Origin of the sequence: Roseibium sp. SCP15 (genome assembly GCF_040329435.1) — a bacterium.
Taxonomy (GTDB): domain Bacteria; phylum Pseudomonadota; class Alphaproteobacteria; order Rhizobiales; family Stappiaceae; genus Roseibium.
On the sequence record NZ_JBDZYI010000002.1, the window covers coordinates 1,289,538 to 1,303,187 of the forward strand.

Below are 13,650 nucleotides of genomic sequence, written 5' to 3' on the forward strand. Positions count from 1 at the left end.
ATGGTGCCCGGATTTTTTTCGCGAGGTGGAACAAATGTTCCAGAGCGCTTCTCGCCAGTTTTCTACAACCAGATCCGCCGGCAACGACTATTGCCAACGTGTCGACCGGCCGTTTTTGAAGACAAACGGAGAGTTGTAGAAATGAAAACCTTATTGTTGTCCCTCGCAGCAAGCCTGCCTCTCGTGCTTGCCAGCGCCGTTGCACCGGCTGCTGAAAATCCGCTGCCAACGTTCGACAAGGCACACACGGCGATCGTGATCACGGATCCGCAGAATGATTTCCTGGCACCTGACGGCAAGCTCTATGGCCTCGTTGCGGAAAATCTGGCGGAACTTGGAACCATCAGCAACATTGAAACGCTGATGAAGACCGCAAAGTCCGAGGGTGTTGCCCTTGCTGTTGACCCGCTGGTCTATACGCGGATTGATATCGACTGGTCCCGCGCGGGAGCCCTTCAGCGCCAGTTGCTGGATATGAAGGCTCTTTATCGCGAATCCCTCAATGATGAAGAAGGGTTTGAAGGATCAGGCGCAGACTTCTACGAGCCGTACAAGAAGTACATCCATGACGGCGACACGATCGTTGTCGCTCCTCACAAGATGTACGGACCGGAAAGCAACGATCTGATCTATCAGCTTCGTGCCCGTGGAATAGACACGGTTATTCTCGGCGGACTTGTTGCCAACCTGTGTGTGGATTCGCATATGCGTGCGCTCATGGAAAACGGTTTCAAGGTGTATGTCGTCAAAGATGCCGTCGGAGCCCCAGGCACTGATGCCTACAATGCGGCACTCGTCAATTACAGCATGATCGCCAATGGCGTTCTGACCACCGAGGAAACAACAAAGGCCCTCGCCAATTAGGACGCTGCGCGCCAGGGGAATATCGGACGGGCCCCTGGCGTTTGCTCCGGATCGGCTTCAACTACAGCTCAGACCCAATCAACTCAGTTTTCCGGAGCCTCAGAGCGGACCAGCTCCTGCAGGCGCCGTCGATCCAGGATCGTGATCCGTTTGGGCGCAAGCGAGATCAGGTTTTGGCTGGCAAGGTTGCGCAGCAGGCGGGAAACGACTTCTCTAAGCGTGCCAAGATCACGCGCAAGCCTGTCCTGCGACAGGCAAATGACCCCTTCTTCATCCGCTCTCGCCAATAATAGCAGCACCAGACGCTCTTCCTGCGGCAGGCGCATGGACTGTTCCAGACTGTAGAGCAGAGAATACACGCGCCCCGACAGCTGCTCGAACAAAAACCCCTGAACTGCAGGGTCTTTGGCAAACAGTTCCCTGAACACGTGACCGGACAAGGTCAGAAACTCGACCCCCTCGGTGTCCGCAGCTGCAAAGGCGGGGTATGGCATGTCTGAAAAGAGACTGTTCAGCGCCAGAATGCAACTCTCACCGGGTTCTATCCAGTAAAGCGTGCCTTCGCGCCCCTCCGGATCGATGTAGTAGACGCGAATGTTTCCCGATTTGACCAGAAAGACGCCGTTAACAGTGTCTCCGGGATGCAGAATGTCCTCGCCGGCAGCAACGACGGTGCGGGTAATGTTTTCATTCAGGTACGCCAATGCCTCCGGCTGCATGCCGCGTGCGAAAGGCACGATCCTTTCAAGTTTTTCCTCCATGATGCTCCCCTTCATAGCCTCGGCAGGCTCCGCAGCCAATGTGCTCACGCTCTCGCTCGACCAAGCGATCGAGGCCGTTTCAATCCTCTCGGAAAACGAATTGCCACTGCAATGTTGTGTTCAGGTATTTCAGGGACTTAGAGTGATCTCAAAGCGCACGCTCTTTCAATTGTGCAATTGGTCTCTGAGTGCTTATGACACGCCTGACCGATTGCCGGCCGGGCGGCACGGAAACTGAACCGGACGACGAACATGATTGCCAAATCCAAACTGGACTACAAACCACTCCCCCTGCCGGACCGGCGTGACTTTTCCGACGAAGAAATGCTGAGGCGTGCCGAGACGTTTTACGAGGATGTCCGCACGCGCCACACCGTGCGCGAGTTCACAGATCGACCGATCGACCGCGCGGTGATTGAAACCTGTATTCGTGCAGCGGGGACCGCTCCAAGCGGCGCCAATCACCAGCCCTGGCATTTTGTGGCCATTTCCAATCCGGAGCTCAAGCACAAGATCCGCCTTGCGGCGGAGGAAGAAGAACGCCGTTTCTATGATGGCGGCGCAGGAGATGAATGGATCAAGGCGCTCGAGCCAATCGGAACCAACGCTGACAAACCGCACCTGGACATCGCCCCGTGGCTGATCGTCATCTTCGCCCAGCGCTGGGGCACCTATGAAGATGGCAGCAGATACAAGCACTATTACGTCCCGGAGAGCGTTGGCATCGCCACCGGTGTGCTGATCACGGCATTGCATCATGCCGGGCTCAGCACGTTGACGCACACGCCCAACCCGATGAAGTTTCTGAACGATATTCTGAACAGGCCGGAAGCGGAAAAACCGGTAATGATCCTGGCTGTGGGGCATCCGGCACAGGACGCGACGGTTCCGGCGGTCGCGAAAATCAAGAAGCCGCTTGAGGAAATTCTCAGCGTGTTCTGAAACAAGATCCGAGAATGAGCAGGCGTCATGCGTGCCTGCTCCAAGCCGAAAACGCTCAGATCATGACGTGACCTGCCGTGGGGCTTCAGCGACGTTTTCCTTTATTTTCTGCAACAGGTCCTTGCGTTCCTGACTGTCATCCGCAGAATAGTTCAGATTCTTGAACAGGGACGTCTGCTCGGTGAAGAACTTGCGTACCGCGTCCTTGTCCTCAAAGGCAAAGTCGGACTTGGCAATGGAATAGACGAGATCAAATGTCTGCTGTTGGCGAGCAAGCGGGGCAGATACATCGACATCGTCGAAGGCATCCTGCTGCAGGTAGACCATATCGAGAAAAAGCGCCTTTTGCTGAAGCACGAAGTCTTCGGTCGAGACCCCTTCTTCACCGGTGACCTGCATCATCCGGGTGATTTCATCGCCTTTGGCGAGGAGCTCGATCATCTCTTCGACATGTGGCACCCAGTTGGGACCGATGTTTTTCAGGTACCAGTCACCGAGCTGTGCGTGATAGCGGGACCAGGACAGAAGCGGATCGACTGCCGGATAGAAGCGCTTGTAGGCCCTCTCTGAGGACAGACCCAAGAAGGTCTTGACCGTGCCTAGCGTGGATTGGGTGACCGGCTCCTCGAAATTGCCGCCGGCCGGCGAAACCGTGCCGATCATGGTGAGGCTTCCGGTATCACCCGTTGCCGTTCTCAATACTCCGGCGCGCTCATAGATGCCCTTGATCGCGGAATCGAGATAGGCGGGGAAGGCTTCTTCGCCTGGTATTTCTTCCAGACGGCCAGAGGTCTCACGCATGGCCTGCGCCCAGCGGGATGTACTGTCGGCAATCAGCAGCACGTCATAACCCATCTGGCGATAATATTCGCCAAGCGTAATCCCGGTATAGATGGAAGCCTCGCGAGCCGCGACCGGCATCGAGGACGTGTTGCAGATGATCACCGTCCGATCCATCAGGGTGCCATCGCCCGACGGATCAGGCTGATGAGGAAATTCCGTGATTGTTTCCACCACCTCGCCGGCACGCTCGCCGCAAGCAACGACGATCACGATGTTGACTGCGGAAAATCTGGAAATCAGCGACTGCAGAACCGTTTTGCCGGCACCGAACGGGCCGGGAATACATCCCATTCCGCCTCGTGCGATCGGAAAGAAAGTATCGATCAACCGCAAGGTGGTGATCAGAGGCTCGCTTGGATAAAGCCGCTCACTCTGCCCTGCCTTGACCAGACCTTCCGGAAGCGCTCGCCTGACCGGCCAATGTTGAACCATGCTCAGGTCGCGGGTTTCACCACGATCGTTCTTGAGCGTGACCACCGTTTCGTTGATGTTGAAGGTACCCTCACGCACCCGCTCCACTGACCAGTTACCTGTCAGAGAGAAGGGAGCCATTATCTTGTGCTCGAACCGGCCCTCAGGGACCGTGCCAAGCGTATCACCCGCCTTGACCGGATCTCCCGATGTGACCTTGGGCTCGAATGCCCATTTCCGGTTCTGGTCGAGTGCATTGGTGAGCACACCACGCGGCAGGAAGAAGCCATGTTCTGCAGCAATATCGGCCAAAGGGTTCTGCAAACCGTCGAAAACGGTGCTGAGCAGTCCCGGGCCCAGCGCGACGGACAGCATTTCACCGCTTTGGATGACCTTGTCGCCGACACGGACGCCGTGGGTGCTTTCAAACACCTGAGCTTCGGCAGACTTGCCGCGAACCCGCAGCACTTCGGCCTTCAGATATTCTCGAGGCTTGCCTTCACGTTCCGGACCGTGAGGAATGATGTAGACCACCTCGTTCTTGATGAGAGGAGCATCGCCTGTCGGGGCAATCGTCACCAGGTCGTCCTGGACGGCGATGATTTCTGCCGTCGGCTCCGGAAGCTGGACATGGCTTGTCATGAAATGGCTCCCTCAAGAGGTAATGAACTGTCTTTCAAGAATTCCTGCCCCACACCCGGGTTTTCGGGAGCTTGCGGGCCGTTCAATGCTGCGGCAACCAGCGACAGAAGGCGCTTGCGCGCCTCCTCTTCGTCGTAACGCGACCAGCGTTCGACAATGACCCAACGCAACACATAGATGCCGACGGCCTCGAAATCGAATTCGTGACGCGTGCCATACTGATCGAGTTGGCGGAACACTTCAGTCAGGGTAAGGCGTTCCATGGCGACATGATCGTCCGACTGCATCAGCCGATGTGCCTCGGCAACCCAGGGCTTGAAATGCCCCAAACCAAAAGCCGGATCGGTCCAGTTTGCCTTTATCTGGCTGCACCAGCAGCCAAAACCCCAGTTCTGAATATCTCCGGCGGCGTCCTGGCCTCGCCCCCGTCTTCTGAGCGCTGCGATCAGAGTGCGCGTTTCCATGCGTGCCTGCACCAGGTCCTGCAGATCGGGATAGTCCTTCAGATCGGCGATGACCTGGTTCGCCCGGCGAATGACTTCAACATCCTGATCGTATTTTGCCACACCTGCCCAAGCAGTGACTTCCACCATTTCACGCAACAGACGCTGATGTTCTTCCTCAAGCATCGCAAGACGCTGCTTCAGCCGGAACTTCGAAATCGGAACATCCTTGCGCGAGAACAGCTTGCCCAGATGCGGCAGGCTGGTCATGAGCGCGATATATTGGTGCGGCCGGGACATGGTCAGCGAAGCACTCCTTCCATGACAGCGCGCAGGCGCGGCTGAAGATGGCGCTTCAACAAGGTCGCAATCGCTTCCTCGGTCAGGTCGATCGTCACGTCTCGATCCGTCAGCTTGACTTTGATGCCGTCAAATCCCGGCGCGGTGGAGAATGTCACCCCGTCGCGCAACACCTCTCCTGCAAGAGCAATGACGAAATGCGTCAGCGTCCCAGGTTCGACAGCTTCCGGGGACTGCTTCAGCTCCTCGAATGTCACCACTTTTTCCGGAAGCACCACTTCCATCGGTTCCGTGTCGCTGACCGACGCGTTTTCCTTGGCGTTGGCGGCCATTGCCAGAATGAGTTTTTGCAGGAACTCCTGGTCTCCGAGGGTCGTCCCGACCAGTCTGCCGGCCTCCTGCTGAATGCGGTCACCGAGCTCGTTTCTGAGGCTCAGGACAAGATCCCGGGCCGCGACCTTCAGGCCGTCTTCCGTGGCGGCTTTCTCTTTGGCGGCCTCTGCGCGCGCATCCGCCAGAAGACTGTCCGCCTTTTTCTGCGCTTCGGCAACGATTTCGTCTGCCCTGGTCTTCGCCTTGGCCAGGATCTCGTCGCCTTCGGTTTTGCCCGCCGAAACGCCTTCCGATTTCAGGCGGTCAATCAGAGCCTGAACCCCTGCGCCTGCTGTGTTTTCCAGGTCTGTCGCCCCTTTGCTCTTGGACATCATCGCCTCCTAACTCGGGATCGAGCCGGCCAGGACCAGGGCAAAGACGAGTGCGAAGACCGAGAAGCCCTCAAGCACAGCCGCAGGTGCCAGCGAAATACCGAAAATCTCCGGTTTTGCCTTTGATGCGTGAATGGCAGAGGCCAGAACCTCGCCCTGGCGTATGCCTGTAAAAAGCATGGTGAAACCGGAAAGAACGCCGATACCGAACAGCGCGGCCCCGTTCGCTGCGTCCACACTGGATTGTTGCAGGGAGAACATGATCACGATGCCGTAGATCACCTGAGACGACGGCATGAGGGAAACACCGATAAAGCGGCCATACCCGCCCTCGCTGTCCAGCATGGCACCAATCGCGGCGCTGCCGCCAAGAGCACATCCCCAGGCGCTGCCGATCGCCCCAAGGGCAACCGGCGCGTAAAGCCCGAACCAACCGAGAGCCACAACGAATTCGTTCACAGGCGTGTCTCCTCTTTCTTAAAAGGACGGAAGGGCTTGCCTTCGTCTTTCAAACCCCAATTGAAAAATTCAATAACGTTCAGTCGCAGACCGTGGACAAACCCCGCGATTACACCGAGTCCGATGTTGATGGCGTGGCCGATGGACAGGACCAGCAGTGCGATCAGAAGGCCGATGCCGGGCACGGCATGATTGAGCTGTCCCGAAAGGGAATTTATGGTCTCGGCCAGCGACGCTGCCGCCAGTCCCAATGCGAACAGACGCATGTAGCTGAGAACATCGGAAAAGATGTTGACGATCCGGGCGAGTGCCGCAAGACCATCGAATAACCGCAGGCCGCCTGACTTGACGGACTCCACCTTTCTGTCGCTGCCGAAAAAACCGACCGTAAGCAATCCGACGATGATGCTAACCGGCCCGGCGGTTGCGAACAGTGTGCCCTGCCCGAGAAATGTCGCCAGTCCGCCGAGGGCAACGAGAGACCAACCGACCGGTTGGTATCGGCCACTTGGTGTCTTTTCATGAAATGCCCGAAGCAGATTGGCCAAAACGATATGGACCACGCCAATGGTCAGCGTGATCTTCATCATGGTGTCGACATCCTTCAGATGAAGCACTTTCAGATGAGCCAGGAAACTGCCTTCCGGCGGCGAAACACCGAAATAGCTGCCTGTCGCCACGCCGAATGCCGTCGTGGAAACCATCAACCAGGCGAACATCCGGAACATGCGCCTGCCAAGCTCCGAACCGGTAAAGCGTTTCCGAAACAGGAACAGAAGTGCAAGCAGCAAAAGACCATAGCCCGCATCCGTCATGATCATTCCGAAGAAGATGATGAAGGAGACGTAGACGACCGACGACGGGTCCCAATCCCGGTAACCGGGTGTCTGGTAGAATTCAACGAGGTCTTCCCCGGCCTCAAGGGCTTTCGCGTTTTCCAAAAGGGTTGGCGGTCTATCCTCTTCCGACAGATCCTCAAAGACCGCAGCAATCCCGAGCTTGGCGGAAAGTTCCTGGATTTCAGCAACCTGATCGCGCCGCGCCCAGGCCTGCAACATGAAAATCCGTTCGCTGTCAGCCGTTTCAAGTGCGGCGCGCTGGCGGGCGGACAGGTCTCGTGCTGCCGCCAGGTTCCGCGCCAGAATGTAGCGCCACTTGGTCAGCGACTGCCGTTCAAGCTCAAGTTCTTCAAGGTCGATCGCAGCCTTTTCATAAGCGCGTTTGAGCTGTGAAAGCGAGGCCGAACCAACATGGGTTCTGGGCACGGGCATGGCGTTCACTGCCGGCTCTTCAGGAGACAGCAACACGACGTAAGACCGGTACCTGTCTTGATGCACGACCTCCAGCACCTTGTCCGAAGTGTCTACCGCCTTGAGCTTGCTGTGCGGCACGACGTAGAACCAAAGGCGGTTATGGCCGATTTCCTCAAGTTCCGAGAAGCTGAAGTCGCCCCAGGGCTCAACGTCCTGTATCCGGCGGTCCAGCTTGGCAAGCAGATCCTGGCAGTCTTTCAGCGCCTTTCGGTTCTTCAGGGTCCGGTCGACGACCTCCTCCAGATGGAAGTCGTCCGGCTCTGTCACGGGGCGACGCTGCGCCTGGCAGTCCATCAGCCAGCGCAAGGCTTCCACAGCCTCACGGCCGAGGCCTGCAGGCACGGCTTCAAGCTCCTTTTGCGCTGACGTCAACGCAATGAGGTGCAACGTACCAAAGACCTGTGCCGCTTCCAGAACCTTTTCCTTGTCGTCCAGAATGCCGACGAGGTTTACTTTGACGAGGGGGACGATGGTCATATCTCGGCCATCCTTTCCTCGGCGCTGCGAGCAGCCGTCTTGCGCTTGGAGATCTTGGCGCGAACAACGGCGTCGCGTTCCGCGTCTGCCAGCGCCATCCGGATCTTCTTGATGTTTCGTTCAGCGCGCGGGATGAGCACTTTCTCAAACAGGTTGACCCGGCGGGAAATCACCGCCTCAGCTTCGATCAACCGCTCGATACGTTCTCTGGCGACTTCCCTTTCCATGTTCAGGCGCAGCAAGTCCTGCATTCCTTTCACATAAGGGTCGACCCAATGTGGCCGCGCCAGCAAAGAATAGGGCGCTGTCTCCACTTCAATGTCTTCCAGAACCGGAAGAATCGTACCGGACAGGTTCTGCTCACCCCGGACAACGTTCTTGAGCGTGACCAGCCCCTCAAGCGGGACCTGGTCGTTAGCCATCATGGGCAGGGAACCGGCTAGGTCGGCGAACCTTTCCTCATAGTCCTTTTCAAGGCGGACTGCTGCTTCCTTCGCCTTGGCGCGTTCAGCCATGATCTGCAGGCGCTTGAGTTCCAGCGACGGCAGAAATCGCTTGAACTCCGACAATTGTGCGCTCTCCCGGGCAAGGGATGACTTGTTGAGCGCGAGCTTCGCCATCAGGCGGCCTCCTCATCCGAAGGATCCGAGGTGGCCGACTTTTTCGGGAAGTATTTGTCGATCAATCCCTGTTTCATCAGGAGTTGCTCTGGCTCGAAGCACTCCGCCAGGGTCTCCCAGCAAAGATCCAGTGTTTCCTCGAGAGGTTTGGAGACTTCGATATTCATGAAACGCTCACGAAACAGAGCACCGAACTTCAGGAGCTGCCGGTCGTAATCGGACAGCTCGAACGCCATCGATTGCTTCTGTTCCGCATCGCGCGCACCGGAATAGAACCGGATCATGGTATTCATGATCTGGTTGTGATCCTCACGCGTCACCTTGCCGATGACGTGCTGCTTGAGGCGGGACAACGATCCGAACGGGTCAAGCACGCCGCTATGGAGGTAGAACTGTCCCTCGGTGATATAGCCGGTGTTGTCAGGCACAGGATGAGTAACGTCATTGCCCGGCATGGTCGTTACGGTGAGAATGGTCACAGACCCCGACCCTTTGAAGTCGCAGGCTTTTTCGTAGCGGCGCGCCAGCTGGGAATAAAGATCTCCCGGATATCCCCGGTTTGCTGGGACGCGTTCCATCGCAATGGAGACTTCCTTCATTGCGTCGGCAAAGGCGGTCATGTCGGTCAGCAGCACCAGGACGCGCTTGCCTTCTTCCACCGCAAATTTCTCCGCAACCGCGAGCGCCATATCCGGCACCTGAAGCCTCTCGACAACAGGATCCGAAGCCTGGTTGATGAACATCACGGTGCGTGGGAACACGCCCGCATCCTCAAACTGCTTCCGGAAAAAGGCATAGTCATCGAAAATCAGGCCAAGACCGCCGAACACAACGATATCGGCGTCGGCCTGAATGCCGATCCGGGCCAGAAACGGATTGTAAGGTTCTCCCGATACCGAAAAGATCGGGATTTTCTGGCTCTCGACCAGACAATTGAAAATATCGATCATCGGCACGTCTGTGCGGATCATGCGCGAGGCCAGAACCCGTTTCATGGGGTTGGCTGACGGGCCACCAATGGGCACGGACGGATCGCTGGAAAGATCAGGCCCCTGATCGATCGGCCGGCCGGCACCGCTGAACACACGACCAAGGATGTTGTCGGAGTAGGTGACCATGGCCGGCTCACCCATAAACCTGACCGAAGCGTTGTTGGCCAGCCCCTTGGTGCCCGAGTTCACCTGAAGCGACACCATGTCCTGATCAATGTTGATCACCTGGGCAAGAGATGACGCACCGTCTCCGGCATCGACCAACGCCAGATCCCCCAGGCATGGCCGTCCCTCGGACTCGGCCTTCGAGGAAGACACCTGAATACGAATGATATCACCGACAATATCGACAATCCGGGTATGGGAGACCAGCATAAATGCCCCCTTGGAATGGACTATTCTCAAAATACGGCGCATGGAACATGCGCAAGGCCCGCAAGCCTGATCCGGTCAAAGCGGACAAATTATCTTAGGCGGCTTTCCTGACCTCTTACAACCTGCACATTAGGCATAGGAAGGCGAACAGCTTCAACCGGAACGAAGTTAAAAACGAAATGATTACACGTGTATGACCTGCATCAAGGACGGCAATGCAAAGCAACGAATTCGCGTGCTTGACCCGCAGTTTCCCGGAAAAGGTCGATGATCAGAGGGGCAGGAAAACGAATATGCGACGCGTCACGCGTCCCTCGATATTGACAAAACTGACAGTGACTTCACCAGGCTGCTGGCACCGCTTACGGCCCAAATCTCAATTGCCGCAGCGTCACAACTATTATTAGCAAGATGCAGTAATACTTACAACCTCTCTTACAATTAGAGGTTATATTAGTTGTTTATTAATTATTAACCCTATAATGCATACATTGTCGACGAAAAAATAGAAAAGTGGCGACTTTGCAGCATCTTTTTGCTTTTCTTTTTCCTTCCGGTGCTATTTTTTAACTAAGAATATAAAACTCTCATTAATTTTTCGGCACGAATCAGGTTTTAACAACCTGTCGCTACGCACCTGAAGGTTGGAGGAAAAGTTGACGGACCAAGTGACTGATCACACCCTTGAACTCACTTCTCCGCCAAAATCCTCGGGACGTGCCGGAGCGCAGGCTCAAGGTGATCGTGCGGGCAAGGCTGGAGGCCGGCCGGAAGATCAAAAAGCACCCGTGCGCAGTGATCTCGGCACAATCCTTCTTCACTGGACGCTGGTGATTGCAATCTTTACGAGCTTGCTGACGGGCCTGCGACTGTCTTCCGATGCAGAAGGCTCCTGGTTCGCCATCATGTTCGAACCAATCCTGCCTCAAGGTGAAATCTGGACCTGGCACTACGTGTCGGCCGTCTTTGTCCTGGCCCTGATCTTTGCATATACGGCCTATATGTCGCTTGCCCGCCTGAAGCGCCGGGTTTCTTCCAAGAAAGTCGTGGTCCTGACCTTGCCGGCAAGCACGAAGCTTCGCATCGCGGCGGTCAATGTCATTGCCTACTGGATCCTGTTCGCGGCAGTACTGGTGCTGACGGCAACCGGCGTTCTGCTCTATCTGGGCCACGGTGGCTTGTGGGTGGACGTTCACTACATCTCTGCCCTGACCGTTCTGACCTACATCTTTGCGCACGTTGTTCTGCATTACTTTTATGGCGGCTGGGAACAATTGCTCCGCCTGTTCCGCCCGCAATCCCTCCGCCAGTTTCCCGGAATGGGCCGATATCCACTTGCCAAGGCAGCAGCCCTTGGCGCAGTCGTCCTGGCAGGTGCAGTCGCGCTTGATTTCAGCACCCGGGACGACCTTATTGTCGCTCAGGCCTCAACGCTGCCCAAGCTGGACGGCGTTCTGGACGATCCGGCATGGCAGAACGCAAGACCGGTTTTCGTCAGAACGCAGCAGGGTTCAAACCTCAACGGCACGGGAGAATCGACCGTTGAGGTGCGGGCGGCGCAGATCGGAGACAAGATCGCCTTTGCCTTCCGCTGGGAAGACGCCTCACGGTCGTTGAAGCGCCATCCGCTGGTCAAGACCGAGGAAGGCTGGCGCATGCTCAACAATCGCGCCGACATCTCGGACGAGACGGCCTACTATGAAGACAAGTTTTCCGTCGCCTTTTCAAAGACGGACGCATTCGGTGGCGGCGCCTCCACACACATGGGGCCGAAACCACTTTCCGATAAACCGTCTTCCTTTCACGGGCGCGGCCTTCATTATACGACGGACGGAAGCCTTCTGGACGTCTGGCAGTGGAAGGCAGCGCGCGGCGGCATGATCGGCAAGGTCGATGACATGTGGTTCGGCACGCCGCTGGAGCCCAATGAAGGCCAGGCAGCAGGCAAGAAGCGTTACAGCGCCGGTTACGGTGCTGACGAAGGCAAGTCCTTTTACGTCTATAACTACAAAGGCTCGCCAGAGACCGGCTATCGGGAAACCGTCAGCGTCAAGCGTCTTCCGTTGGATTACGTGAAGACTGCTTCTCTCATGGGCAAGATCGACATGGACACCGAAGCGACCGACGACGAAGGGTCGCAGTGGTGGATGTTTGACGCGGAAAGCGTCCCCTATTCCCCGGAAAAAGATGCAGAGATCCCCGTTGGCACTGTCATTCCCGGCGTGCTGATTACGGGTGAATATCTGGGCAGCCGCGCGGATCTGAACGGCGGCGCGAAATGGAAGGACGGCTACTGGACGCTGGAAGTGGTTCGCGACATGGACACCGGCAACCACCAGGACCTGGCGATGGAAGATGGTCTTTATGTCTGGCTATCGGTTTTCGATCACAACCAGACCCGCCACACCAGGCACTCCCGCCCGGTTCGCCTGACCTTCAACTGATCAAACAAGCCCTCAAGCACGGACAATCAACATGTCGAAGAGCACTTGCACCGTCACAATCAACGGCAAGAAGATAAAGGCGAATGTCGGCGACACGCTGATCGATGCCGGGCTTGGCGGACGTCTGGTGCTTCCTCACGATTGTTGTTCCGGTCAGTGCGAAACCTGCCGGGTACGCGTTCTGAGCGGTCAGGTCGATGATCTGGGCACCCGTGAGAAAAACTCGGTTCTGGGCTGCCTTGCCGTGCTGGAAGGAGATGCGGAAATCTCTTACGACCCTGTCCCGATCGTGAAGACGATCAAGGGCACGGTGGAGAGTATCCGAAAGATCAAAGAAGATTACCTGGAAGTGCGCGTGCGGACAGCCAGAACGGTGACGTGGCTTCCCGGTCAGTATCTGCGGGCGACCTTCGCCGGATATCCGGCCAGGGATTACAGCCCGACCACGCCGCTCAACCTGGATGCGGAACAGGATGTCATCGTGTTCCACATCAAGGTCTACCCGAACAGCATCGTTTCCTCGAAACTGGGAAATCAGATCGACAAGGGCCACGCCGTGAAACTTCGTGGACCCTTTGGCAATGGCTTCCTGCGCAGGCAGCCTGAACCGATTGTCCTCACGTCCACCGGCACCGGCTTTGCTCCGATCTGGTCGATTGCCGTTGCCGCGAGCATGGGTCAGCCCAACCGCGATATCAGAATGATCGTCGGTTCGCGCACCCGGGACGGACTTTACATGCGGGACGCCATCCGCTGGCTGAAAAACCGCGGTATTTCGATAACGCTCACTGCCAGTGATGGAGACAACGAGACGGTTCTGACCGCCCGCCCTTACGAGCTACTTGGCGAACTTTCCTCAGACCATATCGTTTATTCCGCCGGAGCACCATCGCACGTAGATGCCACGCGTGATGTTGCCCGCCAGGCCGGCGCAACCTTCTACGCGGACCCGTTCTTCGTAGCCGAGGAAAGCAAAGGCTTGCTGACGCTTGCAAATTCGCTACTGCGGAAGGCCAAGACACCATTCGCGAGCGCAGCGGCAAGCTGACAGGCACATCAT

The 13,650-nt window shown here is 56.9% G+C and carries 12 protein-coding genes; 4 read left to right on the forward strand and 8 right to left on the reverse strand.

What is annotated here, in order from left to right:
* The first annotated feature begins 141 nt into the window (after positions 1-141).
* Positions 142-864 carry an isochorismatase family cysteine hydrolase gene (locus tag ABLO27_RS13310; RefSeq protein ID WP_353033397.1) on the forward strand — a complete coding sequence of 241 codons (723 nt, stop codon included), beginning with the start codon at positions 142-144 and terminating at the stop codon, positions 862-864.
* An 83-nt stretch (positions 865-947) separates the two neighbouring features.
* On the opposite strand, the gene ABLO27_RS13315 is transcribed toward ABLO27_RS13310, so the two are convergent.
* Entirely contained in the window at positions 948-1,625 is a 678-nt protein-coding gene (locus tag ABLO27_RS13315) for a Crp/Fnr family transcriptional regulator (RefSeq protein WP_353033398.1), read from the reverse strand.
* Between the two features lie 252 nt (positions 1,626-1,877).
* Between ABLO27_RS13315 and ABLO27_RS13320 the strand changes: the two genes are divergently transcribed.
* Complete coding sequence (locus ABLO27_RS13320; protein ID WP_353033399.1) at positions 1,878-2,567, forward strand: nitroreductase family protein; 690 nt, start codon at positions 1,878-1,880, stop codon at positions 2,565-2,567.
* A 60-nt stretch (positions 2,568-2,627) separates the two neighbouring features.
* Here ABLO27_RS13320 and ABLO27_RS13325 read toward each other — a convergent pair whose 3' ends face one another.
* Genes ABLO27_RS13325 through ABLO27_RS13355 form a run of 7 tightly spaced genes read right to left on the reverse strand, consistent with a single transcriptional unit; the run spans position 2,628 to position 10,146 of the window.
* The gene (locus tag ABLO27_RS13325) at positions 2,628-4,463 is read right to left on the reverse strand and encodes a V-type ATP synthase subunit A (RefSeq protein WP_353033400.1); all 1,836 of its coding nucleotides are present in this window, start codon (positions 4,461-4,463) and stop codon (positions 2,628-2,630) included.
* Positions 4,460-5,206 (reverse strand): hypothetical protein, encoded by a 747-nt coding sequence (locus ABLO27_RS13330; protein WP_353033401.1) that lies wholly within the window; start codon positions 5,204-5,206, stop codon positions 4,460-4,462. Before ABLO27_RS13330 ends, ABLO27_RS13325 begins: the two co-directional genes overlap by 4 nt.
* A 2-nt stretch (positions 5,207-5,208) precedes the next feature.
* Entirely contained in the window at positions 5,209-5,910 is a 702-nt protein-coding gene (locus tag ABLO27_RS13335) for a hypothetical protein (protein ID WP_353033402.1), read from the reverse strand.
* Positions 5,911-5,919: 9 nt separating this feature from the next.
* Positions 5,920-6,369, reverse strand: a complete 450-nt coding sequence (locus ABLO27_RS13340; RefSeq protein WP_352946633.1) for an ATP synthase subunit C — start codon at positions 6,367-6,369, stop codon at positions 5,920-5,922.
* Positions 6,366-8,159, reverse strand: coding sequence for a V-type ATP synthase subunit I (locus tag ABLO27_RS13345; protein WP_353033403.1), 1,794 nt, complete (start codon positions 8,157-8,159; stop codon positions 6,366-6,368). The genes ABLO27_RS13340 and ABLO27_RS13345 overlap by 4 nt, the downstream gene beginning before the upstream one ends.
* On the reverse strand, positions 8,156-8,779 hold the full coding sequence (locus ABLO27_RS13350) for a V-type ATP synthase subunit D (protein WP_353033404.1): 624 nt from the start codon (positions 8,777-8,779) through the stop codon (positions 8,156-8,158). The genes ABLO27_RS13345 and ABLO27_RS13350 overlap by 4 nt, the downstream gene beginning before the upstream one ends.
* Positions 8,779-10,146 (reverse strand): V-type ATP synthase subunit B, encoded by a 1,368-nt coding sequence (locus ABLO27_RS13355; RefSeq protein WP_353033405.1) that lies wholly within the window; start codon positions 10,144-10,146, stop codon positions 8,779-8,781. The genes ABLO27_RS13350 and ABLO27_RS13355 overlap by 1 nt, the downstream gene beginning before the upstream one ends.
* A 668-nt stretch (positions 10,147-10,814) precedes the next feature.
* On the opposite strand from ABLO27_RS13355, the gene ABLO27_RS13360 reads away from it, so the two are divergent.
* A complete protein-coding gene (locus ABLO27_RS13360; RefSeq protein ID WP_353033406.1) occupies positions 10,815-12,590 on the forward strand; it encodes an ethylbenzene dehydrogenase-related protein in 1,776 nt (591 codons plus the stop codon).
* A gap of 31 nt (positions 12,591-12,621) precedes the next feature.
* Positions 12,622-13,638: a 2Fe-2S iron-sulfur cluster-binding protein gene (locus ABLO27_RS13365; protein ID WP_353033407.1), complete on the forward strand. Its 1,017-nt coding sequence runs from the start codon at positions 12,622-12,624 to the stop codon at positions 13,636-13,638.
* Positions 13,639-13,650: the final 12 nt, after the last annotated feature.